The sequence below is a fragment of the Citrobacter sp. MNAZ 1397 genome (assembly GCF_023613995.1).
Lineage (GTDB): Bacteria > Pseudomonadota > Gammaproteobacteria > Enterobacterales > Enterobacteriaceae > Phytobacter > Phytobacter ursingii.
The window spans coordinates 193,110-217,155 of record NZ_JAKIVH010000001.1; the positions used below are offsets into that span (position 1 = coordinate 193,110).

Here is a 24,046-nt window from a genome sequence, read left to right on the forward strand (position 1 = left end):
TGGTTGTATCGTCATCATCTTATAAGGGTGCGCAATGGCCGTTAACTTACTGAAAAAAGGATATCTGACGCTGGCAGCGATGGCCTTACTGGTCTCGCAGGCGCAGGCAACGGAGTTGTTAAACAGTTCCTATGATGTTTCACGCGAGCTGTTTGCCGCCCTCAATACCCCGTTTGAACAGCAATGGGCCAAAGATAACGCAGGCGACACGCTGACGATTAAACAATCTCACGCAGGCTCCTCTAAGCAGGCGCTGGCGATTTTACAGGGCCTGAAAGCGGACGTCGTGACCTACAACCAGGTGACTGACGTGCAGATCCTGCATGACAAAGGCAACCTGATCCCGGCTGACTGGCAGAGCCGTTTGCCGAATAACAGTTCACCGTTTTATTCCACCATGGGTTTCCTGGTGCGTAAGGGCAATCCGAAGAATATCCACGACTGGAGCGATCTGGTACGCCCGGACGTGAAGCTGATTTTCCCGAACCCGAAAACCTCCGGTAATGCTCGTTATACCTATTTAGGCGCATGGGGCGCGGCGGACAAGGCGGACGGCGGTGATAAAGCAAAAACCGAACAGTTCATGACCCAGTTCCTGAAAAACGTCGAAGTATTTGATACCGGGGGTCGTGGTGCGACTACGACCTTTGCGGAACGTGGTCTGGGTGATGTGCTGATAAGCTTTGAATCGGAAGTGAACAACATCCGTAAGCAATATGAAGATCAGGGCTTTGAAGTGGTGATTCCGAAGACCAACATTCTGGCGGAATTCCCGGTGGCGTGGGTCGACAAAAACGTCGAGGCGAATGGCACTGAGAAGGCAGCAAAAGCCTACCTCAACTACCTCTATAGCCCGCAGGCACAGACCATCATCACTGACTTTTACTACCGCGTGAATAACCCGCAGGTAATGGACAAACTGAAAGATAAATTCCCGCAGACTGAGCTGTTCCGTGTGGAAGATAAATTCGGCAGTTGGCCTGATGTGATGAAAACACATTTCGCCAGCGGCGGTGAGTTAGATAAATTGTTGGCGGCGGGGCGTAAGTAATGTTTGCAGTCTCCTCCAGACGTGTGCTGCCCGGTTTTACCTTAAGTCTCGGGACCAGCCTGCTGTTTGTCTGCCTGATTTTGCTGTTGCCGTTAAGTGCGCTGGTAATGCAACTGGCGCAAATGAGTTGGTCGCAGTACTGGGATGTTGTCAGTAACCCACAGGTTGTCGCCGCCTATAAAGTGACGCTGCTGTCTGCATTGGTGGCATCGCTTTTCAATGGCGTGTTTGGCCTGCTGATGGCCTGGATTTTGACCCGTTATCGCTTTCCAGGACGTACGCTGCTGGATGCGCTGATGGATTTACCGTTTGCATTGCCCACGGCCGTTGCGGGCCTGACGCTGGCGTCGCTGTTTTCGGTCAACGGTTTTTACGGCGAATGGCTGGCAAAGTTCGATATCAAAGTGACCTATACCTGGCTCGGTATCGCGGTGGCGATGGCCTTCACCAGCATCCCGTTTGTGGTGCGTACCGTTCAACCTGTTCTGGAAGAGCTTGGTCCGGAGTACGAAGAGGCGGCTGAGACGCTCGGGGCAACCCGTTGGCAGAGTTTTAGCAAGGTCGTGTTGCCAGAACTGTCCCCGGCGCTATTGGCGGGCGTGGCGCTCTCTTTTACCCGTAGCCTTGGCGAATTTGGCGCGGTGATTTTTATCGCCGGGAACATTGCGTGGAAAACCGAAGTGACCTCGCTGATGATTTTTGTGCGTCTGCAGGAGTTTGATTACCCGGCGGCCAGTGCGATTGCGTCAGTGATTCTGGCGGCCTCGCTATTGTTGCTGTTTTCTATCAATACGCTGCAAAGTCGTTTTGGTCGACGTGTGGTAGGTCACTAATGGCGGAAGTTACTGAATTGAAACGCTATGACAGCTCCCGAATTAACTGGGGGAAATGGTTTCTGATTGGCACAGGAATTGTGGTCTCCGCATTCATTCTTGTGGTGCCGATGGTCTACATTTTTGTGCAGGCCTTTAGCAAAGGGTTGCTGCCGGTATTACAGAATCTCACCGATCCAGACATGCTACACGCCATCTGGCTGACGGTGCTGGTTGCGTTAATATCGGTTCCGGTGAACCTGGTGTTCGGTACGTTACTGGCCTGGCTGGTGACGCGCTTTGATTTTCCGGGTCGCCAGTTGCTGCTCACGCTGCTCGATATTCCGTTCGCAGTGTCCCCTGTGGTGGCGGGTCTTGTTTATCTGCTCTTTTATGGCTCCAATGGTCCGCTGGGTCCGTGGCTCGATGCGCATAACCTGCAAATTATGTTTGCCTGGCCGGGCATGGTGCTGGTGACTATCTTCGTGACCTGTCCGTTTGTGGTGCGTGAGCTGGTGCCTGTCATGCTGAGCCAGGGCAGCCAGGAAGATGAAGCCGCGGTCCTGCTGGGCGCCTCAGGCTGGCAGATGTTTAAGCGTGTGACACTGCCAAACATCCGCTGGGCGCTGCTCTATGGTGTGGTACTGACTAATGCGCGCGCTATCGGTGAGTTTGGCGCGGTATCCGTCGTGTCAGGCTCCATTCGCGGTGAGACGCTCACACTGCCGCTGCAAATTGAATTACTCGAGCAGGATTACAATGCGGTGGGATCATTTACCGCAGCCGCCCTGCTGACACTGATGGCTATTTTGACCTTGTTTTTAAAGAGTGCGCTGCAATGGCGTTTGAACAATCAAGAAAAACGCGCGCGGCAGGAGGGAAATCATGAGCATTGAGATTGCCAATATTAAGAAGTCGTTTGGTCGCACCCAGGTGCTGAATGATATCTCGCTGGATATCCCTTCGGGTCAAATGGTCGCGCTGCTGGGGCCGTCGGGCTCCGGGAAAACCACGCTGCTGCGCATTATCGCTGGTCTTGAGCATCAAACCAGCGGTCGTATTCGTTTTCACGGTACGGATGTAAGTCGCATTCATGCGCGCGAGCGCAAAGTGGGGTTTGTTTTCCAGCATTATGCGCTGTTCCGCCATATGACTGTGTTCGACAATATCGCTTTCGGTTTGACCGTGCTGCCGAGGCGTGAGCGTCCTGATTCCGCAACCATCAAAGCGAAAGTCACCCGGCTGCTGGAAATGGTCCAGTTGGCTCATCTGGCAGATCGTTTTCCGGCCCAGCTTTCCGGCGGGCAGAAACAGCGCGTTGCGTTAGCGCGTGCGCTGGCGGTAGAGCCGCAGATTCTGCTGCTTGATGAGCCTTTTGGCGCTCTGGATGCGCAGGTGCGTAAAGAGCTCCGTCGCTGGCTGCGTCAGCTCCATGAAGAGCTGAAATTTACCAGCGTCTTTGTGACCCACGATCAGGAAGAGGCGATGGAAGTCGCGGATCGCGTGGTGGTGATGAGCCAGGGCAATATTGAACAGGCCGATGCACCTAATCAGGTGTGGCGCGAGCCGGCTACCCGCTTCGTGCTGGAATTTATGGGCGAAGTTAACCGTCTGAAAGGCACCATCAGCGGTGGCCAATTTCATGTGGGGGCGCATCGCTGGCCGCTGGGTTACACACCTGCGCATCAGGGGGAGGTCGATCTGTTTCTGCGCCCGTGGGAGGTCGACATCAGCCGCCGTACCAGCCTGGATTCCCCGCTGCCGGTACAGGTGCTGGAAGCTACTCCTAAAGGTCATTACACCCAACTGGTGGTACAGCCGCTGGGCTGGCATGACGAGCCTTTGAACGTGGTACTGACCGGAAATGACGCGCCAGAACGCGGCGAACGCCTGTTTGTCGGTTTGCAGAATGCGCGCCTTTACTCGGGTAATGAGCGGATCGAAAACCGCGAGGAGCTTGCTCTCGCAGAATCTGCCTGATAGGTTATTGCATCTGAAATTGTTGCCGGGTGGCGCTGCGCTTACCCGGCCTACACGGTAAATGCAAAACAACCCTCGGGCTGTTTATAGTATTTGCGCCCTCGTTTTGTCGAAGAGGGATGAGGGAGTGCATCAGAACGCACAGACCTGTAGGCCCGGTAAGCGAATGCGCGACCGGGCTTTTTTATTGGACAGGGTGAGTGAACAATACATTAGAGCAAACCATCGGCAACACGCCGCTGGTCAGACTGCAACGTCTTGGGCCTGATAACGGTAGCGAGATCTGGGTCAAGCTGGAAGGGAACAATCCGGCGGGCTCGGTAAAAGACAGAGCCGCGTTATCTATGATTGTGCAGGCGGAAAAGCGCGGCGAAATCAAACCGGGCGATGTCCTGATCGAAGCGACCAGTGGCAACACCGGTATTGCTCTGGCAATGATTGCCGCGCTGAAAGGCTATCGCATGAAGCTGCTGATGCCGGACAACATGAGTCAGGAGCGTCGCGCTGCGATGCGCGCCTATGGCGCAGAACTGATTCTGGTCACCAAAGAGCAGGGCATGGAAGGCGCGCGCGATCTGGCGCTATCTATGTCTGAGCGCGGTGAAGGCAAGCTGCTGGATCAGTTTAATAATCCCGACAATCCCTACGCACACTATACGACCACCGGGCCAGAAATCTGGCAACAGACGGCGGGACGAATCACCCATTTTGTCTCCAGTATGGGGACGACCGGGACTATCACTGGCGTATCACGTTTTTTGCGCGAGCAAGAAAAAGCCGTCGCTATTGTGGGTTTACAGCCGGAAGAGGGAAGCAGCATTCCGGGCATTCGTCGCTGGCCTGCGGAGTATATGCCGGGTATTTTCAATGCTTCGCTGGTGGATGAAGTACTGGATATCCATCAGCGTGATGCCGAGAATACCATGCGTGCACTGGCGGTACAGGAGGGTATTTTCTGTGGTGTGAGTTCGGGTGGCGCGGTTGCTGGCGCACTGCGCATTGCGAAAGCAAATCCGGGCGCGGTTGTTGTTGCTATCATTTGCGATCGTGGCGATCGTTATCTCTCAACGGGCGTATTTGGCGAAGAAAGCTATTCACAGGGAGCAGGGATCTAGTATGGAAATGATCTTATTTCGGGACAAAACGCGTGCGCAGCAGACCGATATCGTTGCTGTACAGTCGCAAGTCGTGTACGGCAGCGTAGGCAACAGTATCGCGGTACCGAATATCCGCCAGCACCGTCTGAGTGTGACGGCAGTGCCAACTGTGCTTTTTAGTAATACGCCCCATTACGATACCTTTTATGGTGGCATCATTCCTGACGAGTGGTTCAGCGGCTATTTGCAGGCGCTGGAAGAGCGCGATATCTTGCGCGAACTGAAAGCGGTCACAACAGGCTACATGGGCAGCGCCAGCCAGATTGAGCTTCTCGCGGGGTGGTTGAAAGCGTTAAAAGAAAAGCATCCCCATCTGCCGGTGCTTGTCGACCCGGTAATCGGCGACATCGACAGCGGCATGTACGTGAAGCCTGAAATTCCCGAAGCCTATTGCCGCCATTTGTTGCCGCTGGCGCAGGGGATTACGCCGAATGTCTTCGAACTCGAAATTCTGAGCGGTAAACGGTGCCGTGACATGCAAAGCGCGGTAGAAGCGGCGAAAGGGCTGCTCTCTGACACATTGCAGTGGGTCGCAATAACCAGCGCGCCGGTCCCTTCTGATGAAAACTGCATTCATGTGGTTCTGGTGACGAAGGAGAGCGTTGAAATAAGTGCTCACCCACGAATTGCGGCGGATTTAAAAGGAACCGGGGATCTGTTCTGCTCTGAACTGGTCAGCAATATTGTCCAGGGAAAACCCCTGGCGGATGCGGTGGATCGTGCAGGCGCACGCGTGACAGACGTTATGCGCTATACGCTGGAGAAAGGCTACGACGAGCTGATTCTTCCGGCGTAACAAACAAAAATGGCACCGCAAGGGTGCCATTTTTATATGCATCAAGAATTACTTCTTAATACGAATAACGGGGGTTTCACCAACGGTAACGCTGCCGGTCAGTTTGATCAGTTCTTTGATTTCGTCCATGTTGGAGATAACAACCGGCGTCAGGGTAGACTTGGCTTTCTCTTCCAGCAACGGCAGATCGAATTCAATAACCGGGTCGCCGACTTTGACGCGCTGACCTTCTTCTGCGATACGTTTGAAACCTTCGCCTTTCAGTTCAACGGTGTCGATACCGAAGTGAACGAACAGCTCAATGCCGCTATCGGATTCGATAGAGAAGGCATGGTTGGTTTCAAAGATTTTGCCGATAGTACCGTCAACAGGCGCTACCATTTTGTTGCCAGTTGGTTTAATAGCGATGCCATCACCAACGATTTTCTCAGCGAATACAACATCCGGAACATCTTCTATGTTGACGATTTCGCCGGAAAGCGGAGCAACAATCTCAATGGTTCCAGTGTCTTTTTTATCATCAGAAACCAAAGATTTCAGTTTATCGAACAAACCCATGATCTTCTCCTAAGCAGTAATTTGGGCCGCATCTCGTGGATTAGCAGATTGTTTTTTCTTCAATGAACTTGTTAACCAGCGTCATTAACTCGTCCGTTGTCGGTTGGGCAAGAGCCTGCTCTGCTAAAACCTTCGCATCTTCGAAGTTAGTATTACGAATAATCTTCTTAATGCGCGGGATAGAAATGGCACTCATACTGAATTCATCCAGACCCATCCCCAGCAACAGAAGTGTAGCACGTTCGTCGCCTGCAAGCTCACCACACATACCGGTCCACTTACCTTCTGCATGAGATGCATCAATAACTTGCTTGATGAGAGTCAGTACAGACGGCGACATCGGCTGGTAAAGATGTGAAATCATATCATTACCACGGTCAACTGCCAGAGTGTACTGCGTTAAATCATTGGTACCGATACTAAAGAAATCAACTTCTTTGGCTAAATGACGAGCAATTGTGGCGGCGGCAGGGGTTTCGACCATCACGCCAACTTCGATTGTCTCGTCAAAGGCTTTGCCTTCGTCACGCAGTTCCTGTTTGTAGATTTCGATCTCTTTTTTCAGTGCGCGCACTTCTTCAACAGAGATGATCATCGGGAACATGATGCGCAGTTTACCGAAAGCGGAAGCACGCAGAATCGCACGTACCTGGTCGCGCAGGATCTCTTTGCGATCCATGGCGATACGCACTGCACGCCAGCCCAGGAACGGGTTTTCTTCTTTCGGGAAATTCATATATGGCAGCTCTTTGTCGCCGCCAATGTCCATGGTACGCACGATTACGGCCTGAGAACCACAGGCTTCCGCCACCGCTTTGTATGCAGCAAACTGTTCTTCTTCAGTCGGCAGAGACTCGCGGTCCATGAACAGGAATTCGGTACGGTAGAGACCAACACCTTCCGCGCCGTTACGCTCAGCGCCTGCGACGTCGCGCACGGTACCGATGTTGGCACAGACTTCTACCTGGTGGCCGTCCAGCGTGATGGCTGGCAGGTCTTTCAGTTTAGCCAGTTCGGCTTTCTCTTCGGCTACCTGAGCCTGCGTACTGCGCAGCGTCTCAACTTCTTCTTCGGTCGGGTTAACATACACTTTGTTATTAACCGCATCGAGAATCAGATAGTCGTCGTTTTTTACCTGAGCGGTGACGCTGCCGGTACCCACAATCGCAGGCAGTTCCAGAGAACGCGCCATGATAGAGGTGTGGGAAGTACGACCGCCCATGTCAGTAATGAAACCGAGGACTTTGTTCAGGTTCAACTGTGCGGTTTCTGACGGGGTCAGGTCAGCAGCAACCAGAATCACTTCGTCCTGAATGGCGCTCAGGTCGATGATAGGCATGCAAAGAATATTGCGCAGCAGACGTTTACCGATATCACGTACGTCAGCCGCACGTTCTTTCAGGTATTCATCGTCCAGCTCTTCAAGGGCAGTCGCCTGACCTTCGATAACTTCATGAGCCGCCGCGTCGGCAGTCATGTGCTTATCTTTAATCAGGGCTATGATTTCCTGCTCCAGCTCCTCATCTTCGAGCAACATAATGTGGCCTTCGAAGATGGCTTCTTTTTCTTCACCGAAAGTTTCGCCAGCTTTCGTTTTGATCGCTTCAAGCTGCGCTGATGCCTTGGCACGACCGCTCAGGAAACGTTCAACTTCCTGGTCAACCTTATCGGCAGAAATTTTTTTCCGGTCAATGACGATCTCGTCTTCTTTCAGCAGAAGTGCTTTGCCAAAAGCGATACCCGGGGATGCTAAAATGCCTGAAATCATAACCCTACCTTACTTGTGACTGATTTTTAAAAGAACCCGGAAAATTACTCGAGTTCTGCCATCAGTTTAACCAGATGTTCAACTGCTTTTTGTTCGTCTTCGCCTTCTGCGGTTAACGTCACAACGGTACCCTGAGTCAGGCCCAGAGTTTGCAGTTTAAACAGGCTTTTTGCGCTGGCGCTTTTGCCATTGGAAGTCACAGTGATCTCAGAAGTGAAGCCTTTTGCTTCTTTAACAAACTGAGCAGCAGGGCGGGTGTGCAGACCGTTCGGAGCGGTAATGGTAACTTCTTGCTGGAACATTGTATTTCCCCAACTTATAGGTTTAGTGTTGTGGAACTAAAGTCTAGCCTGGCGGCTGGACTTTAGCCTGTATCGTTAGCGCCGGCGTTACGGTATACGACTCAGAAGCGTGGAAAACACGATCCGGTGCTGGCGCTTCTGGCCTTTGACGTTTCGCACGTCATTAAACATTATGCAGCGAAAGCGAGAATTGAACCAAATCATAAAATCGATTCAGCTTCGTGAAATCGGAAACCGATTAATTTCGCGCATCAAAATAAATGTGATGGTTAAATACCAGACCCGAGGAGTCTAATCAATGCCAGGAGGGGTGAAACTTTGATGTGCTCCACAAAAAAGCACCTTCTCAGGTGCTTTTTTGCGCTGTTTTAACATTCTGGCATCACTGTTGCAGTTCTTTTTCAGTGAACAGATCGGCAAACAACGCGGTGCTCAAATAACGTTCACCAGAGGACGGCAGGATAACCACAATATTCTTGTTAGTAAAGGTTTCGTCTTCCTGTAATTTCAGTGCAGCAGCGACGGCAGCACCGGAAGAGATACCTGCAAGTATACCTTCTTCTTCCATCAGACGGCGTGCAGTACTGATCGCTTCATCGTTGGTGATTTTCACCACTTTATCGATCAGTTTTAAATCGAGGTTACCCGGAATGAAGCCTGCGCCAATCCCCTGGATTTTGTGCGGGCCCGGTTTCAGTTCTTCACCCGCCAGCGCCTGGGAGATAACCGGGGAGTCGGACGGTTCAACCGCGACGGTGATCAGGTCTGATTTGCCTTTTGTGCCTTTAATATAGCGAGACACGCCTGTCAGCGTACCGCCGGTGCCCACGCCAGAGATAAATACATCCACCTGACCGTCGGTATCTTCCCAGATTTCCGGGCCGGTGGTTTTTTCATGAATTTCCGGATTAGCCGGGTTGCTGAATTGCTGCAGCAGCAGATATTTAGACGGATCGCTGGCGACGATTTCTTCTGCTTTTTGAATAGCGCCTTTCATGCCTTTCGCGCCTTCGGTCAGCACCAGATTCGCGCCCAGCGCTTTAAGCAGTTTACGGCGTTCGATGCTCATCGTTTCCGGCATCGTCAGGGTCAATTTATAACCGCGCGCTGCAGCAACATACGCCAGTGCGATACCGGTGTTACCACTGGTCGGTTCAACCAGTTCAATACCCGGTTTCAGCACGCCGCGTTTTTCGGCATCCCAAATCATATTGGCACCGATACGGCATTTAACGCTGAAGCTCGGGTTACGGGATTCTACCTTTGCCAGGATGCGTCCATTACCGATGCGGTTCAGTCGAACCAGCGGCGTGTGACCGATAGTCAGCGAGTTATCTTCAAAAATCTTACTCATGGCCTGTCCTTAACTGTATGAAATTTGGGAACCACCCCAGCATACCCACTTACTGTCCCCGGGGAAGTAAGGAATTCGCATATCTATATGCTGAGCCGAAATAATGGTAACCAGTATGGAATAAGAACCGGAATAATTCCTTTAGCGCCATGCGGCATTCTTTTCGCGATAACAGTCGACCCACATTGCCGTTGCGCCGCAGACGGCGACGGGCATTACAACCAGATTCAACACGGGAATCAGAGTGAACAGGCTGGTAAGTGCGCCAAACTGCATATTCGTGACCTTACGTGTCCGCAACGCGACACGCATCTCTTTGAACGGCACCTTGTGGTTATCAAACGGGTAATCGCAGTACTGGATGGCCAGCATCCAGGCGCTGAACAAAAACCACAACACAGGCGCGACGGTCTGACCGATACCCGGAATGAAATAGAGCAGCAATAAAACGATCGCGCGCGGCAGATACCAGGCAAGCTTTTGCCATTCACGCTTCATAATGCGCGGGATATCTTTAATGATGGCGGTCACGCCAGCATCCGGTGGCGTCGCGCCGGTTAAGCGAGCCTCAAGCTGTTCGGCGAGCAGGCCATTGAACGGCGCGGCAATCCAGTTGGCAATCGTGGAGAAGAAATAGCTAAACACCAGTAAGATTGAAATCACCGCAATGGGCCAAAGTAAATAACTTAGCCATTGTAGCCAACCAGGTACATGGCTCATGAGCGCGGGGATCCAGCTATCAAGGCGGGTAAATAACCAGGCAAACGCGCCCCCCATCAATATGATATTGACCAGAAGCGGTAAAATCACGAAACGGCGAATACCCGGCAGCGTGATGAGCTTCCAGCCTTGAGAAAAATAAAAAACGCCGCTGCGTGATGAGGTTGGGGAAGAGGAAACCATAGCCGGGCAATACTCCTTTTATTACAGCCAGAAAAGCAAAAACCTATATTATCTGTTCGCAGGTGAAAAAACCCGTTCGGAAATGTTCGAAAAAACAGCAAAAAGCACAATTTCGTTCATCTTTATGCTGTGAAAGGCATGTGTACACTTGCACTTGACGTAATCGGCAAATACTCTTAGTGAGTAAATGTTTGCCGTGTTGGCAAGGTGTTAGAACAACAGAGAATATAATGATGCAGGACTTGCGTCTGATATTAATCATTGTTGGCGCGATCGCCATAATCGCTTTACTGGTTCACGGTTTCTGGACCAGTCGTAAAGAACGTTCCTCAATGTTCCGCGATCGACCGTTAAAACGTATGAAGTCGCGACGTGATGACGACGATGACGCTTACGACGAGGATGTCGAAGAAGATGACGACAGCGTGGGCGAAGTCCGCGTTCATCGGGTAAACGCGCCGCCGAAAGCGGGAAGCGAACCTGAGGCTCCGCGTCAACAACCACAGCATCAGTATCAACCTCCATACGCGTCGGCGCAGCCTCGCGCAACTGCACCTGCCCAGCATGAAGAGCGTCATGTGCAACAGCCTGCTCAGCCAGTACAGCGAGCACCGCAGGGAGAACCGACGCAGCCTGTTCAGGAGCCGCGTGAGCGCGAGTTTACTCAGCATGGAGCACCGGCGCATACACAGCCTCAGCAACCCGTGTTTACATCAGCAGCACCGTCGCATCACGAGCCTGTCGCACAGCCTGAGCCTGAACCCGAGCATAGTGAAGAAGTCCCGGTTGTGGAAAAACCGCAGCGGAAAGAGACGGTCATTATTATGAACGTCGCGGCGCATCAGGGAAGCGTGTTGCAAGGCGAGCTATTGCTCAACAGCATTCAGCAGGTTGGCTTTAAATTTGGTGACATGAGCATTTTCCATCGCCATCTCAGCCCTGACGGCAGCGGACCTACGCTGTTCAGCCTGGCCAATATGGTGAACCCAGGAACATTTGATCCAGAGCGCATGAGTGAGATAACCACGCCTGGTATCACCATGTTTATGCAAGTGCCATCCTACGGCGACGAGCTGCAAAACTTTAAACTGATGCTGCAAGCCGCGCAGTACATCGCCGATGAAGTTGGCGGTGTAGTGCTCGATGACCAGCGTCGCATGATGACCCCGCAGAAGTTGCGTGAGTATCAGGACAGAATTCGTGAAGTCCGGGACGCAAACGCGTAACGGCTGCGGTTACCTCGTTAATTCTCCCAGAACCCCCGCCCGTCGGGGGTTTTTTATCATTGATGGTGCGACATGGAATCAATCGAACAACAACTCACCGAACTACGAACCACTCTTCGCCATCACGAATATCTTTATCATGTCATGGATACGCCTGAGATCCCGGATGCGGAATATGACAGGCTGTTGCGTGAACTGCGCGAACTTGAAGCGCAGCATCCTGAACTCATCACGCCGGATTCGCCCACACAGCGTGTTGGGGCCGCGCCGCTGGCCTCATTTAGCCAGGTGCGCCATGAAATCCCGATGTTGTCGCTTGATAACGTCTTTGATGAGCAGAGTTTTATTGCTTTCAACAAACGCGTTCAGGATCGACTGAAAAGTACCGATGCACTCATCTACTGTTGCGAGCTGAAACTTGACGGGCTGGCTGTCAGTATCCTCTATGAAAACGGCGTCCTGGTGCGTGCCGCAACGCGAGGCGATGGCACGACCGGTGAGGACATTACCACCAACGTACGTACGATCCGTGCCATTCCGTTGAAACTTCATGGCGACAATATACCGGCGCGTGTGGAAGTGCGTGGCGAGGTTTTCTTGCCTCAGGCCGGGTTTGAAAAAATTAACGAAGAAGCGCGTCGCACCGGCGGCAAAGTATTTGCTAACCCACGTAATGCGGCCGCTGGCTCCCTGCGCCAGCTTGACCCGCGTATAACGGCGAAGCGACCACTTACTTTCTTTTGTTACGGTGTGGGCGTACTTGAAGGCGGTGATCTGCCGGATACGCATCTTGGACGCTTGCTGCGCTTTAAAGAGTGGGGGTTACCGGTAAGCGACAGGGTGACACTGTGTGACTCGCCAGAGGCGGTGCTGGCTTTTTATCACAAGGTTGAAGAGGACCGCCCTACGCTGGGCTTTGATATTGATGGCGTGGTCATTAAGGTCAATTCACTGGCGCTCCAGGAACAGCTTGGTTTCGTTGCTCGCGCGCCGCGTTGGGCCGTGGCGTTCAAATTCCCGGCTCAGGAGCAGATGACGTTTGTTCGTGATGTCGAATTTCAGGTAGGGCGCACGGGGGCGATTACGCCAGTGGCACGGCTGGAGCCGGTACATGTCGCCGGTGTGCTGGTGAGTAATGCCACGTTGCACAATGCAGATGAAATCGCCCGTCTTGGTCTGCGCATTGGCGACAAAGTTGTGATTCGTCGCGCGGGTGATGTGATTCCCCAGGTGGTCAATGTGGTGGAGTCTGAGCGTCCGGAGGGCACCCGGGAAATTGAATTTCCAACTCACTGTCCTGTGTGTGGCTCGGATGTAGAGCGCGTGGAAGGCGAAGCGGTTACTCGTTGCACAGGGGGCCTGATTTGCGGGGCACAACGCAAAGAGGCGCTGAAACATTTTGTCTCCCGCCGGGCGATGGATGTTGATGGAATGGGCGATAAGATAATCGACCAACTGGTAGAGAAAGAGTATGTCCATACTCCTGCCGATCTTTTCCGTCTGACGGCAGGTAAGCTTACCGGCCTGGATCGTATGGGACCAAAATCAGCGCAAAACGTGGTAACAGCGTTAGAAAACGCAAAAGAGACCACCTTTGCCCGCTTCCTGTACGCGCTGGGCATCCGTGAAGTTGGTGAAGCCACAGCGGCAGGGCTTGCGGCGTATTTCGGTACGCTGGAGGCGCTGGAGGCGGCTTCTATTGAGGAGCTGCAAAAAGTACCCGATGTAGGCAAAGTTGTCGCGGCGCATGTCTTTAACTTTTTTGCCGAAGAGAGCAATCGCGATGTGATCGGTCAATTGCTGGCAGAGGGGGTCCGCTGGCCTGCGCCGGTCGTCATCAACGCCGAAGAGATAGATAGCCCGTTTGCTGGTAAAACCGTGGTGCTGACCGGTAGTCTCAGTCAGATGTCCCGCGATGATGCCAAAGCCCGGCTGGTGGAGCTTGGCGCGAAAGTGGCGGGCAGCGTATCGAAAAAGACGGATCTGGTTATCGCCGGTGAAGCCGCAGGTTCTAAGCTGGCGAAAGCGCAGGAGTTGGGCATTGCGGTGATTGATGAAGCGGAAATGTTACGACTGCTGGGTGTATAAATGGAAAAAGAACAGCTCATTGAGATTGCGAACACAGAGATGCCATTCGGGAAGTATCAGGGACGTAAGCTGATTGATTTACCCGAGGAGTACCTGCTGTGGTTTGCCCGTAAGGATTCGTTTCCTGCCGGGCATCTGGGCGAACTTATGCAGCTGGCTTTGCTGATTAAAACGGAGGGGCTGACGCATCTGGTGCAGCCCCTGAAACGCCGTTAGGCTTTAGCCGTTTCCTGCGCCTGCAGTTTTTCTGTCTGGCGTTTGTAGCGGCGTGCCAGCACCGCACAGACCATCAGTTGAATCTGATGGAAAATCATCAGCGGCAGCACCATCATCCCAATCACTGATGTCGGGAACAGAATGTTGGCCATCGGGATACCGTTGGCCAGACTTTTCTTGGAGCCGCAGAACACGATGGTAATTTCGTCCGCTTTATTAAACCCGAGCTTGCGGGCCGCGAAGATATTAATAGCGATAACAATCGCCAACAGAACAATGCTAAACACCACGATAAACAGCAATGAACCTACGCCTACCTTGTGCCAGATCCCATTAACGACAGCTTCGCTAAACGCAGAATAGACTACCAGCAGAATGGATGTCTGGTCGGTTTTCGAAATCCACTTCTTATTACGTGCTACCCATGCACCCGTCCAACGACGCGACAGATGCCCAAGGACAAATGGCAGCAACAGTTGCAACATAATTTTGCCAACCTGTTCCAGGCTCCCTTCAGCCCCATGCAGATTCATTAACAGACCAACCAGCAGCGGGGAGAGGAAAATGCCTAACAGGCTGGAGGCAGAGGCGGAACAGACCGCGGCTGCGACATTTCCCCCGGCAAGCGAGGTAAACGCAATAGCCGATTGCACGGTTGCCGGCAGAATGCACAGATAAAGGAAACCGGTGTAGAGTTCCTGGCTCACATTGACGGGGGACCACCAGACAAAGAGTACCCCTAAGGCGGGAAATAAAATGAATGTGCTGCACATCACCCACAGGTGCAGTCGCCAATGGCTACCCCCGGCGATGATCGCTTCACGAGACAGTTTCGCGCCATGCATAAAAAACAGTAACGCTATGGCTGCGGTAGTCAGCCCCTCAAAAAAGGGAACAAAGCCGCCACGGGCCGGGAAGAACGTGGCCAGCAGAACGGTGCACACCAGCGTCAGTGTAAAAGGGTCAAGGACACGAAAAAGTTTCATAAGCGCTCCAGAAATTCGGTGCCAACAGTTTGCGTTTTTTGTTTTGAGAAATAAAATTGATTTATTGCATCCATATATGAATTTATTAGATGAATTATTCATTACGTCAACTTCGTGTTTTTGTCACGGTCGCGCACGCCAGGAGTTTTAGTCGGGCGGGGGATATCATAGGGTTGAGCCAATCGGCGGTAAGCCACAGTGTGAAAGAGCTGGAGCTGCAGACAGGTGTCCGCTTACTCGATCGTACTACCCGCGAAGTGGTGTTGACAGAAGCCGGGCAGCAGCTCGCAGCCAGACTGGAAAGATTACTTGATGAACTGAATAACACATTGCGTGACGCAGGACGCGTGGGTCAGCAATTGTCCGGCACCGTGCGCGTTGCGGCAAGTCAGACGATTTCGGCACATTTGATCCCGCAATGTATTGCGCAGAGTAATCGTCTCTATCCCGAGATCGATTTTATGCTGCATGATCGACCCCAACAGTGGGTACTGGAGAGTATCCGCCATGGTGAAGTTGACTTTGGCATCGTTATCGATCCCGGTCCGGTGAGTGATTTGCAGTGCGAAGAGATCCTTGAAGAGCCATTCTTTTTGCTTTGTCGTCAGGATCACGCCTGGGCGACTTTGCAAAATATACCCTGGTCTGCACTGCAAGATTCACGTCTCGTGGTTCAGGACTACGCTTCTGGCAGCCGCCCATTAATTGATGCCGCTCTGGCACAATTTGGTATTACGGCCACTATCGTTCAGGAGATAGGGCACCCGGCCACACTGTTTCCAATGGTGGAGGCGGGGATTGGCATCAGCATTATGCCCGCACTGGCGTTACCGTTGCCACAGGGGAGCCAATTGTGTGTGAAACGCTTAAAACCAGAGATTCAGCGGAAGATCATGCTGGTGCAGCGAAAAAATCGCTCTCTTTCAGGCGCCGCGCAGGCTTTATGGGATGTGGTGCGTGAACAGGCCCGGTGTTTGACCCAGGCCCGCGAAGAAGATCCGCTGTTTAATCAGATGTAAATATCGATCTGGTTGCTGTCAGAAGGGGTGTTCACACCTTCTGCTTTAGCAGTGGACTGGGTCTGTTTTTCATCAGCTTTTTTCTGCGCTTCCTCTGCCTGTTTGTACTGCAGCTGGGCCAATTGTGCCTGTAGCTGCTTGATCTCAGCCTGTAGCAGTTCCCTTTGTTTCTGACTGTCGGTATCGGCACTGCCCGATGTCGCAAGATCTTTCAATTGCTGAGTCAATTTAGAGATTTGCTGGGTGATGTTACTGATTTGCGAAGCGATATCGCTGCCCGAGGAAGACGAGCTGCCAGTGCTACTGGTGCTGCTGTTACCACCGCTGATGCTGCTGGAAATCACCGTCGATGTGGTTGCCTGAATTGTTGTCATGTTTCTCTCCTCTTCTTGCCCAAAACACCATTAATGGTGAAAAGTACCGCTGGAATAGGCGGATCCGTGCCGCGCTCAAGACATTATATCTTCACATTGAGTATAAATTATGGAAAACGTTGTCAGTCCTGCCTGCAGAGAATTTAATAATTTTATTGTTTTTACTGTGTGGGATAAGTCAGTTTTATTGACTGCTTTTCTGTTGTTTTTGCGGGGTTATTGTTGAGTCACGTGTACGGATTTAACGATTTGCTTATTCTTCCTGCTCAGCGGAACGGAAAGAAAAGAATGCGGTAGCGTAGGGTTGAATCTTTTATATTGCAGAAAGCAAAAAAGCGCCTTTAGGGCGCTTTTTTACATTGGTGGGTCGTGCAGGATTCGAACCTGCGACCAATTGATTAAAAGTCAACTGCTCTACCAACTGAGCTAACGACCCGAAGTGGTGGGTGATGACGGGATCGAACCGCCGACCCCCTCCTTGTAAGGGAGGTGCTCTCCCAGCTGAGCTAATCACCCACTTCGGTACTTCATTTGTTGTAAGAAATCCAGCTGGCGAGAAAGTGGTGGGTGATGACGGGATCGAACCGCCGACCCCCTCCTTGTAAGGGAGGTGCTCTCCCAGCTGAGCTAATCACCCACTTCTCAATTTCTTACATTACACGGCGGAGACTACCTAAGTAGTGGTGGGTGATGACGGGATCGAACCGCCGACCCCCTCCTTGTAAGGGAGGTGCTCTCCCAGCTGAGCTAATCACCCCCGCTGTGTGGAGTCGCATTATAGGGAGAGTTGAAAATGAGTCAACGCATTTTCAAAAGAAATTGTTCGTTCGTCGTAAAATTAAACAAACCGCTGTTGAATCAGGCGTGGGCGCATGATTTATATACAAAATACACATAGAAGCGGGTGATTGCGGCAACAACATTGAGGAATCACCCCACAGTGATAGAATATTGCGACCTCAATTTTCCAGGATTTGCCGGTTGTCGGCATTTTTATCAAACGTAAGGCCTTTTCATGAAAATCAAAACTCGCTTCGCGCCAAGCCCGACTGGCTATCTGCATGTCGGCGGCGCGCGTACTGCTCTTTACTCCTGGCTTTTTGCACGTAACCACAATGGTGAGTTTGTGCTGCGTATTGAAGACACCGATCTTGAGCGCTCAACGCCAGAAGCTATTGAAGCCATCATGGATGGCATGAACTGGCTGAATCTGGAATGGGATGAAGGTCCGTATTTTCAGACCAAACGTTTTGATCGCTATAACGCGGTTATCGATGAGATGCTGGAAGCCGGCACGGCTTATAAATGCTACTGTTCCAAAGAGCGCCTTGAAGCTTTGCGTGAAGAGCAAATGGCGAATAACGAAAAACCGCGTTATGACGGTCGCTGCCGTCACGATCATCGCGAACATGCTGCTGATGAGCCTTGCGTGGTGCGTTTTGCCAACCCGCAGGACGGTTCCGTTATTTTTGACGACCAGATCCGCGGGTCGATCGAATTCAGCAATCAGGAACTCGACGATCTGATCATTCGTCGTACGGACGGATCTCCGACCTATAACTTCTGCGTAGTTGTCGACGACTGGGATATGCAGATTACGCACGTTATTCGTGGTGAAGACCATATCAACAACACGCCGCGTCAGATCAACATCCTGAAAGCGTTGAATGCGCCGGTGCCGGTTTATGCGCACGTTTCCATGATTAACGGTGACGACGGTAAAAAACTCTCCAAACGTCATGGCGCAGTCAGCGTGATGCAATATCGCGATGATGGATACCTGCCGGAAGCGCTACTGAACTATCTTGTACGCCTTGGTTGGTCCAGCGGCGATCAGGAGATTTTCTCCCGTGAAGAGATGATTAAACTGTTCTCACTTGGCGCGGTGAGTAAATCTGCGAGTGCGTTTAATACTGACAAACTGCTGTGGCTGAACCACCACTATATCAACACGCTGGCGCCTGAGTATGTGGCGACCCATCTGCAGTGGCACATTGAGCAGGAAAAAATTGATACCCGTAATGGTCCGCAACTGGCGGATCTGGTGAAACTGCTGGGTGAGCGTTGCAAAACGCTGAAAGAAATTGCGGCAAGCTGCCGTTATTTCTACGAAGATTTCGCGGAGTTTGATGCCGATGCGGCGAAAAAACATCTGCGTCCGGTCGCGCGTCAACCGCTGGAAGTGGTGCGTGATAAACTCGCCGCGCTGACGGACTGGACTGCGGAAAATGTACACCACGCGATCCAGGCAACGGCTGATGAGCTGGAAGTTGGTATGGGGAAAGTCGGTATGCCTCTGCGCGTTGCCGTAACAGGGGCGGGTCAGTCTCCCGCACTGGATGTTACCGTACATGCGATTGGTAAATCTCGTAGCATTGAGCGTATCAACAAGGCGCTGACTTTTATTGCTGAGCGCGAAAGCCAGCAGTAAGACGACACATCAAAACGAAAACGGCAGGGTTAACCTGCCGTTTTTTTACTCCGCATCTATCGCTGTAATGCCCAGCCTTCGCAGAAAACCCTGAATGCCTTCGCGCGCGAGTAATACCGCCAGCCGTTCTTGTTCATGCGGTGTCATGTTTTGCAACACACCATTAATTTTCAGCAGCGCTGAGGTCTGTTTATCAGCTTCATATTGTGGAAAGGGTTCAGCCAACGTGGCCGGTGCGTGGCGTTGACGCATGGTGGGTGTTTTCATAATGAAATGACGAACGTTCTTATCGATATGAATGAGACGCGCGCGACCGCCTTTGACCCCGGGCAAATTCTCTGTGGACCATTTTTGCTCGCGGATCCAACGATTAACCGTCTGTTTTGCCACGCCGAGAAAATCCGCCAATTCCTCAGTCGTCATTTTATCAGGTAGTTTCATCTTATTTCTGTTCACGAATACCCAGACGAGACAGCAAACCGCTAATGCCGTCGCGAAGTAACAAAGAGGAAAGCTGTTTCTGCTCGGGCATGGTCATCTCTTTGGCCAGCGTCAGAAGCAGTGTTTCCAGAGTAGGGTCTTTAGCGTTAAGAGGGGAGTAAGTTATTTCCTGGGCGGAGCGTTGGGCATTGCGGATAAATTCACGAACTTGCTCATTAACATGCACCAGCCGGGCTTTTCCACCTTGTACGCCTGGTTTAGGGGAGGTGACCCAGCCTTCTTTTCGCACCCATTTGTTGATGGTCTGGCGGCTGTAGCCGGTAAGCTGCGCAAGCTCTTCCGGGGTCATTCGTTCCTTGAGCATGTTATTTCCAGAGTGGTTGTAGGGATAATTAGTGAATAATGTTATAGCATCATTTTATGCGAAAATGTGACATGTTTAACTACTGGCTGCGAGATGTTTCGCAATGTCTTTCATTTGCATGCTTTTTCAGCGATTGATTGCGACCTGATGATTTTGCCGTTGACACCTGGCGAGGGAATTCATATTATGCCGCCCGTCAACACGACACGCTTTACGCGATGGGGCTATAGCTCAGCTGGGAGAGCGCTTGCATGGCATGCAAGAGGTCAGCGGTTCGATCCCGCTTAGCTCCACCAAATTCTCCACCCAGGTGGTTTGGTGCGTAAAGAACATTGTGGGGCTATAGCTCAGCTGGGAGAGCGCTTGCATGGCATGCAAGAGGTCAGCGGTTCGATCCCGCTTAGCTCCACCAAAATTTGAACCCTCGCTACGGCGGGGGTTTTTTATTTTCTGTTTTTGTCTCCTCATGTAAATCCTTTTCAGGTTTAGTCAGACCTTTTGGATTTATTAATGCTATCGGCATAGTACGGTATACAGCGGTGTTATTCCTTGCTTCGCGCTGCGAATAAACATATTATTCGTGCCTGATAAAAAATGAGCAGGTGAGATCAGTTTATTAACGACAATGAAATCTAAAATATACATAAGTATCCAAAAATTTATTGTTGCGTTTATTTTGTGCCTAATTGCGGTGCCGGTGTCTCGTTATATCTCTCCGCGTGCAATTATAGATTCGAACTATGTTTATCTCGCCTGGCTTCCGTTAAGTGTTACGCTTGCGATGATGTTGTTATTTGGCCGTCACGCTATTCTGCCAATTATTATCAGCTTTGCTATTGTTAACGAATGGCTATTATCTCTGCCATTTAATCAGGCTGTTATACTGCTTTTTTGCCAGACTTTTCCGGTGTTTGCCGTATGTGCTATGGTCCGCTGGAAGATAGGTATACGCTGGCGTTATGGCATTCCGAATAAAAATATGGCGCTGCGTATTTTCTGGATGGGATTTGTCGCCCCGGCAGGAATAAAATTTTCGATGTATTTAGCGGGTAAATGGTTTGCGTTTCCGGTCTACCTGTCGAGTTACTTTGGTTCCGCGTCTGTAGTCTATTCTATTGTTGATATTCAAAGTCTTATCTGCGCTTCGCTGATTTTCACGATGATGTTTTATTATCCATTAAGGATGATTGTCAGTCCGCATTATGGGCGCATATTTTGGCGTAAAAGCCTGAAACCCTGCTTTTCAAAAAAGAGAAGATTATTCATTTCACTATGGGTGTCCTCACTGATATCGATTCTTACAATTTTGTGTGCACCTTATCATTCCGACTTTGTCGCAGGGTATCTTGTTCCGCTTATTTTTATTCTCTTTACGTTAGGTATCAGCAAATTAAGTTATCCGCTCATTATGCTGAGTTGGGCGATATCTGCCTTTGTGCTGGCCGCCTGTAACCGCAATTTTCTGCATGGTGTTAACACGGAATACTCGCTGGCGTTTGTTATGTCGGTACTGATCTGTTTTACCATCTGTTTAATCTATATGACCCGTGTATATCATCGTAGCGTATGGATCAGAAAACGCTGGAGGGCGCAGGCATTAACTGACCCATTAACCGGTTTACCTAATCTACGCGCGCTGGAATTGCATCTGGAGAAAAATAAGAATCAGACTATTTGCTGTTTTCATATGAAAAATCTGGAATTTTTAAGCCGACATTACGGAATGATGATGCGTATCTATTTCAAGCGAAGCGTCACGCATGCATTGCGCCCATTATTACAGCCCACGGAGTTATTGTTCCAGTTGCCTGGTAGTGAATTATTACTGGTACTTGAAGGCTCGCAGGCTGCTGACCGCTTGCAGCACATGCTGGATTACCTCAATAGCCAGCGGTTTCACTGGCAAAATACCGCCCTTGATGTCGAGTTCGGCGCCTCATGGGGAGACGTTAACGGAGCCGGGGAAACATTGCACCCTATGTTAGGGCAGTTGAGCTGGCTCTCTGAACAGGCTTGTACCACCCCCCAGGCGCTGGCGTTGACCCATAGCCTCGACGTCGTGTCTGATCAGATGACCGAGCGTGTAATATTGCTCAATAAAGTTAAACGTGCGCTGGATGAGTGCTCACTGCAACTGTATGCCCAACCCATCCTTGACGCACAGGGGGAGGGTTACCATGAAATCCTCACGCGTCTGGTTAGTGATGGAGACGTGATGAACCCTGCGCACTTCATTCCGGTGATTGCACAGTTTAATCTCAGCACCCGCTTCGATATGCAGGTTATCGAAACCCTGTTGCAATGGATGCAGGCAAACCCGCAGTCCCGTACTGAACCTCGTCAGCGTTTCTCAGTAAATCTGATGCCATTGACGCTGATGCAAAAACATTTTGCCGAGAAATTGCTCGGGCTTTTTAAGGATTACGCGATTTCTACCCGCGAGATCATTATTGAAATCACTGAGGAGCAGGCGTTTTCACATTCGGAATATAGCGTGCAGAACATTCAGCAACTGCGTCAGGCCGGGTTCAAAATCGCCATTGACGACTTCGGTACAGGGTTTGCCAATTTCGAGCGCTTAAAGCGTCTGGAGGCGGATATCATCAAAATTGATGGGTGCTTTGTGCGGGATATCGCCCACGACCCGCAGGATGCGATGATTGTGAAGTCGATTTGCGATCTGGCAAAAGCGAAGTCTTTGACGGTGGTTGCTGAATATGTCGAAACGCAGGAACAGCGCGCTTTGCTGTTGAATGCCGGGGTGGATTATCTGCAGGGATACTTGCTGGGGAAACCGCAGCCGTTAGCTGCCGTCGGGAAGGAATAAACCGGGGTTGCCCCCGGTTTATCTGAATTACAGTACCAGTGCCGCGATAGAAGCGGACAGGACGCTCACCAGCGTTGAACCATAAACCAGTTTCAGACCGAAGCGGGATACAACGTTACCTTGCTCTTCGTTCAGGCCTTTGATCGCACCTGCGATAATACCGATAGAGGAGAAGTTAGCGAAGGAAACCAGGAAGACGGACAGAATGCCTTCCGCACGCGGAGACAGGGTGGATGCGATTTTCTGCAGATCCATCATGGCCACGAATTCATTGGATACCAGTTTGGTTGCCATGATACTCCCCACCTGCAGTGCTTCTGACGACGGTACACCCATTACCCAGGCAATTGGGTAGAAGATGTAGCCCAGAATCCCCTGGAAGGAGATGCCAAGAATGGCAGCAAACAGAGCGTTCAGACCAGAAATCAGCGCAATAAAGCCGATCAGCATCGCTGCAACGATAATCGCGACTTTGAAACCTGCCAGAATGTACTCACCCAGCATTTCGAAGAAGCTCTGTCCTTCATGCAGGTTAGACATCTGCAGATTTTCTTCACTCTCATCGACACGGTACGGGTTGATCAGTGACAGCACGATAAAGGTGCTGAACATATTCAGAACCAGGGCTGCGACCACATATTTCGGCTGCAGCATGGTCATGTACGCGCCAACGATTGACATCGAAACGGTAGACATCGCGGTTGCCGCCATGGTGTACATGCGGTTGCGTGACATTTTGCCGAGGATATCTTTATAAGCGATGAAGTTTTCAGACTGACCCAGAATCAAGGAGCTGACTGCGTTAAATGATTCCAGTTTGCCCATACCGTTGACTTTGGACAGGACGGTACCGATAGCACGGATAATAATGGGCAGTAAGCGGATATGTTGCAGGATACCAATCAGCGCAGAAATGAAGACAATCGGGCAGAGTACTTTCAGGAAGAAGAATGCCAGACCTTGATCATTCATTTTGCCGAAGACGAAGTTTGTCCCTTCATTGGCAAATCCGAGCAGTTTTTCAAACATCTCGGAGAAGCCTTTCACAAAACCCAGACCCACGTCAGAGTTCAGGAAGAACCAGGCCAGCAAGACTTCGATCACGAGCAGTTGGACAACGAAGCGAAGGCGGATTTTTTTGCGGTCACTGCTTACAAGTAATGCAAGCAACGCGACAACAGCAAGCGCCAGAACAAAGTGCAGAACGCGGGACATATTTGCTCCAAATATGAGACGGGTAGAATTTTCGTGCACATTCTATGTAACAAGCGGAAAGAAAACGAGATCAAACACACAGTATATTAATGACCTGTGACCAGACTCAAAAATAGTGATCCACCATACATTTCTGTTATGTTAAGTAAAAGAGTGAAAAGTTGCACTGAAATGCTAG

22 protein-coding genes and 6 tRNA genes are annotated in these 24,046 nt (G+C 51.1%); 14 read left to right on the forward strand and 14 right to left on the reverse strand.

From position 1 onward, the window contains the following. Positions 1-34: 34 nt before the first annotated feature. From L2097_RS00840 to pdxK, 6 genes are all read left to right on the forward strand, one after another. Complete coding sequence (locus L2097_RS00840; protein ID WP_047369352.1) at positions 35-1,051, forward strand: sulfate ABC transporter substrate-binding protein; 1,017 nt, start codon at positions 35-37, stop codon at positions 1,049-1,051. Beyond that, positions 1,051-1,884, forward strand: coding sequence for a sulfate/thiosulfate ABC transporter permease CysT (gene cysT, locus L2097_RS00845; protein WP_047369353.1), 834 nt, complete (start codon positions 1,051-1,053; stop codon positions 1,882-1,884). Before L2097_RS00840 ends, cysT begins: the two co-directional genes overlap by 1 nt. After that, positions 1,884-2,759, forward strand: a complete 876-nt coding sequence (gene cysW / locus L2097_RS00850; RefSeq protein WP_047369354.1) for a sulfate/thiosulfate ABC transporter permease CysW — start codon at positions 1,884-1,886, stop codon at positions 2,757-2,759. Before cysT ends, cysW begins: the two co-directional genes overlap by 1 nt. Beyond that, on the forward strand, positions 2,749-3,843 hold the full coding sequence (cysA, locus tag L2097_RS00855) for a sulfate/thiosulfate ABC transporter ATP-binding protein CysA (protein WP_047369355.1): 1,095 nt from the start codon (positions 2,749-2,751) through the stop codon (positions 3,841-3,843). Before cysW ends, cysA begins: the two co-directional genes overlap by 11 nt. A gap of 200 nt (positions 3,844-4,043) precedes the next feature. Continuing rightward, positions 4,044-4,958, forward strand: a complete 915-nt coding sequence (gene cysM, locus L2097_RS00860) for a cysteine synthase CysM (RefSeq protein WP_047369356.1) — start codon at positions 4,044-4,046, stop codon at positions 4,956-4,958. 1 nt (position 4,959) lies between these two features. Beyond that, positions 4,960-5,796 (forward strand): pyridoxine/pyridoxal/pyridoxamine kinase, encoded by an 837-nt coding sequence (pdxK, locus tag L2097_RS00865; protein ID WP_250351948.1) that lies wholly within the window; start codon positions 4,960-4,962, stop codon positions 5,794-5,796. A gap of 48 nt (positions 5,797-5,844) precedes the next feature. On the opposite strand, the gene crr is transcribed toward pdxK, so the two are convergent. The 5 genes from crr to cysZ form a co-directional block, all read right to left on the reverse strand. Then, positions 5,845-6,354, reverse strand: a complete 510-nt coding sequence (gene crr / locus L2097_RS00870; protein WP_039079736.1) for a PTS glucose transporter subunit IIA — start codon at positions 6,352-6,354, stop codon at positions 5,845-5,847. Positions 6,355-6,394: 40 nt separating this feature from the next. After that, complete coding sequence (ptsI, locus tag L2097_RS00875; protein WP_085005468.1) at positions 6,395-8,122, reverse strand: phosphoenolpyruvate-protein phosphotransferase PtsI; 1,728 nt, start codon at positions 8,120-8,122, stop codon at positions 6,395-6,397. Positions 8,123-8,166: 44 nt separating this feature from the next. Beyond that, complete coding sequence (gene ptsH, locus L2097_RS00880; RefSeq protein WP_039079738.1) at positions 8,167-8,424, reverse strand: phosphocarrier protein Hpr; 258 nt, start codon at positions 8,422-8,424, stop codon at positions 8,167-8,169. A gap of 382 nt (positions 8,425-8,806) precedes the next feature. Continuing rightward, positions 8,807-9,778 carry a cysteine synthase A gene (cysK, locus tag L2097_RS00885; RefSeq protein ID WP_047369359.1) on the reverse strand — a complete coding sequence of 324 codons (972 nt, stop codon included), beginning with the start codon at positions 9,776-9,778 and terminating at the stop codon, positions 8,807-8,809. Between the two features lie 141 nt (positions 9,779-9,919). Beyond that, complete coding sequence (gene cysZ, locus L2097_RS00890; RefSeq protein ID WP_047369360.1) at positions 9,920-10,681, reverse strand: sulfate transporter CysZ; 762 nt, start codon at positions 10,679-10,681, stop codon at positions 9,920-9,922. 230 nt (positions 10,682-10,911) lie between these two features. Between cysZ and zipA the strand changes: the two genes are divergently transcribed. From zipA to L2097_RS00905, 3 genes are all read left to right on the forward strand, one after another. Continuing rightward, positions 10,912-11,907 (forward strand): cell division protein ZipA, encoded by a 996-nt coding sequence (gene zipA, locus L2097_RS00895; RefSeq protein ID WP_250351949.1) that lies wholly within the window; start codon positions 10,912-10,914, stop codon positions 11,905-11,907. Between the two features lie 72 nt (positions 11,908-11,979). Continuing rightward, positions 11,980-13,995, forward strand: a complete 2,016-nt coding sequence (ligA, locus tag L2097_RS00900; RefSeq protein WP_250351950.1) for an NAD-dependent DNA ligase LigA — start codon at positions 11,980-11,982, stop codon at positions 13,993-13,995. After that, positions 13,996-14,211 carry a DUF3820 family protein gene (locus L2097_RS00905; protein ID WP_085005471.1) on the forward strand — a complete coding sequence of 72 codons (216 nt, stop codon included), beginning with the start codon at positions 13,996-13,998 and terminating at the stop codon, positions 14,209-14,211. Here L2097_RS00905 and L2097_RS00910 read toward each other — a convergent pair. After that, a complete protein-coding gene (locus L2097_RS00910; RefSeq protein WP_047369364.1) occupies positions 14,208-15,197 on the reverse strand; it encodes a bile acid:sodium symporter family protein in 990 nt (329 codons plus the stop codon). The genes L2097_RS00905 and L2097_RS00910 overlap by 4 nt on opposite strands. Positions 15,198-15,286: 89 nt before the next feature. Here L2097_RS00910 and L2097_RS00915 point away from each other — a divergent pair, with 89 nt between their 5' ends. After that, positions 15,287-16,216, forward strand: a complete 930-nt coding sequence (locus tag L2097_RS00915; protein ID WP_047369365.1) for a LysR family transcriptional regulator — start codon at positions 15,287-15,289, stop codon at positions 16,214-16,216. On the opposite strand, the gene L2097_RS00920 is transcribed toward L2097_RS00915, so the two are convergent. From L2097_RS00920 to L2097_RS00940, 5 genes are all read right to left on the reverse strand, one after another. Beyond that, positions 16,207-16,590, reverse strand: coding sequence for a FlxA-like family protein (locus tag L2097_RS00920; protein WP_047369366.1), 384 nt, complete (start codon positions 16,588-16,590; stop codon positions 16,207-16,209). The genes L2097_RS00915 and L2097_RS00920 overlap by 10 nt on opposite strands. A gap of 360 nt (positions 16,591-16,950) precedes the next feature. Then, positions 16,951-17,026 (reverse strand) — tRNA-Lys (locus L2097_RS00925). A 4-nt stretch (positions 17,027-17,030) separates the two neighbouring features. Beyond that, positions 17,031-17,106, reverse strand: a tRNA-Val gene (locus L2097_RS00930). Positions 17,107-17,151: 45 nt separating this feature from the next. Next, positions 17,152-17,227: transfer RNA gene (locus L2097_RS00935), tRNA-Val, on the reverse strand. 44 nt (positions 17,228-17,271) lie between these two features. Continuing rightward, positions 17,272-17,347, reverse strand: a tRNA-Val gene (locus L2097_RS00940). A 258-nt stretch (positions 17,348-17,605) separates the two neighbouring features. Between L2097_RS00940 and gltX the strand changes: the two genes are divergently transcribed. Continuing rightward, positions 17,606-19,021 (forward strand): glutamate--tRNA ligase, encoded by a 1,416-nt coding sequence (gltX, locus tag L2097_RS00945; RefSeq protein WP_250351951.1) that lies wholly within the window; start codon positions 17,606-17,608, stop codon positions 19,019-19,021. 45 nt (positions 19,022-19,066) lie between these two features. Here the strand turns inward: gltX and L2097_RS00950 are convergent, their stop codons facing one another. Further along, a complete protein-coding gene (locus L2097_RS00950; protein WP_250351952.1) occupies positions 19,067-19,462 on the reverse strand; it encodes a YfeC-like transcriptional regulator in 396 nt (131 codons plus the stop codon). Between the two features lies 1 nt (position 19,463). Further along, on the reverse strand, positions 19,464-19,826 hold the full coding sequence (locus L2097_RS00955; protein ID WP_047369369.1) for a YfeC-like transcriptional regulator: 363 nt from the start codon (positions 19,824-19,826) through the stop codon (positions 19,464-19,466). Positions 19,827-20,046: 220 nt separating this feature from the next. Here L2097_RS00955 and L2097_RS00960 point away from each other — a divergent pair. From L2097_RS00960 to L2097_RS00970, 3 genes are all read left to right on the forward strand, one after another. Further along, positions 20,047-20,122 (forward strand) — tRNA-Ala (locus L2097_RS00960). A 40-nt stretch (positions 20,123-20,162) separates the two neighbouring features. Then, positions 20,163-20,238, forward strand: a tRNA-Ala gene (locus L2097_RS00965). A 213-nt stretch (positions 20,239-20,451) separates the two neighbouring features. Next, a complete protein-coding gene (locus L2097_RS00970; RefSeq protein ID WP_250351953.1) occupies positions 20,452-22,653 on the forward strand; it encodes a bifunctional diguanylate cyclase/phosphodiesterase in 2,202 nt (733 codons plus the stop codon). 27 nt (positions 22,654-22,680) lie between these two features. On the opposite strand, the gene L2097_RS00975 is transcribed toward L2097_RS00970, so the two are convergent. Beyond that, positions 22,681-23,868 (reverse strand): NupC/NupG family nucleoside CNT transporter, encoded by a 1,188-nt coding sequence (locus L2097_RS00975; RefSeq protein WP_047369371.1) that lies wholly within the window; start codon positions 23,866-23,868, stop codon positions 22,681-22,683. Positions 23,869-24,046: the final 178 nt, after the last annotated feature.

Bases quoted from the DNA above. Each gene is read 5' to 3' on its own strand.
- L2097_RS00840 (WP_047369352.1), top strand. From the start codon at position 35: ATGGCCGTTAACTTACTGAAAAAAGGATATCTGACGCTGGCAGCGATG.
- cysT (WP_047369353.1), top strand. From the start codon at position 1,051: ATGTTTGCAGTCTCCTCCAGACGTGTGCTGCCCGGTTTTACCTTAAGT.
- cysW (WP_047369354.1), top strand. From the start codon at position 1,884: ATGGCGGAAGTTACTGAATTGAAACGCTATGACAGCTCCCGAATTAAC.
- cysA (WP_047369355.1), top strand. From the start codon at position 2,749: ATGAGCATTGAGATTGCCAATATTAAGAAGTCGTTTGGTCGCACCCAG.
- pdxK (WP_250351948.1), top strand. From the start codon at position 4,960: ATGGAAATGATCTTATTTCGGGACAAAACGCGTGCGCAGCAGACCGAT.
- crr (WP_039079736.1), bottom strand. From the start codon at position 6,354: ATGGGTTTGTTCGATAAACTGAAATCTTTGGTTTCTGATGATAAAAAA.
- ptsI (WP_085005468.1), bottom strand. From the start codon at position 8,122: ATGATTTCAGGCATTTTAGCATCCCCGGGTATCGCTTTTGGCAAAGCA.
- ptsH (WP_039079738.1), bottom strand. From the start codon at position 8,424: ATGTTCCAGCAAGAAGTTACCATTACCGCTCCGAACGGTCTGCACACC.
- cysK (WP_047369359.1), bottom strand. From the start codon at position 9,778: ATGAGTAAGATTTTTGAAGATAACTCGCTGACTATCGGTCACACGCCG.
- cysZ (WP_047369360.1), bottom strand. From the start codon at position 10,681: ATGGTTTCCTCTTCCCCAACCTCATCACGCAGCGGCGTTTTTTATTTT.
- zipA (WP_250351949.1), top strand. From the start codon at position 10,912: ATGATGCAGGACTTGCGTCTGATATTAATCATTGTTGGCGCGATCGCC.
- ligA (WP_250351950.1), top strand. From the start codon at position 11,980: ATGGAATCAATCGAACAACAACTCACCGAACTACGAACCACTCTTCGC.
- L2097_RS00905 (WP_085005471.1), top strand. From the start codon at position 13,996: ATGGAAAAAGAACAGCTCATTGAGATTGCGAACACAGAGATGCCATTC.
- L2097_RS00910 (WP_047369364.1), bottom strand. From the start codon at position 15,197: ATGAAACTTTTTCGTGTCCTTGACCCTTTTACACTGACGCTGGTGTGC.
- L2097_RS00915 (WP_047369365.1), top strand. From the start codon at position 15,287: ATGAATTATTCATTACGTCAACTTCGTGTTTTTGTCACGGTCGCGCAC.
- L2097_RS00920 (WP_047369366.1), bottom strand. From the start codon at position 16,590: ATGACAACAATTCAGGCAACCACATCGACGGTGATTTCCAGCAGCATC.
- gltX (WP_250351951.1), top strand. From the start codon at position 17,606: ATGAAAATCAAAACTCGCTTCGCGCCAAGCCCGACTGGCTATCTGCAT.
- L2097_RS00950 (WP_250351952.1), bottom strand. From the start codon at position 19,462: ATGAAACTACCTGATAAAATGACGACTGAGGAATTGGCGGATTTTCTC.
- L2097_RS00955 (WP_047369369.1), bottom strand. From the start codon at position 19,826: ATGCTCAAGGAACGAATGACCCCGGAAGAGCTTGCGCAGCTTACCGGC.
- L2097_RS00970 (WP_250351953.1), top strand. From the start codon at position 20,452: ATGAAATCTAAAATATACATAAGTATCCAAAAATTTATTGTTGCGTTT.
- L2097_RS00975 (WP_047369371.1), bottom strand. From the start codon at position 23,868: ATGTCCCGCGTTCTGCACTTTGTTCTGGCGCTTGCTGTTGTCGCGTTG.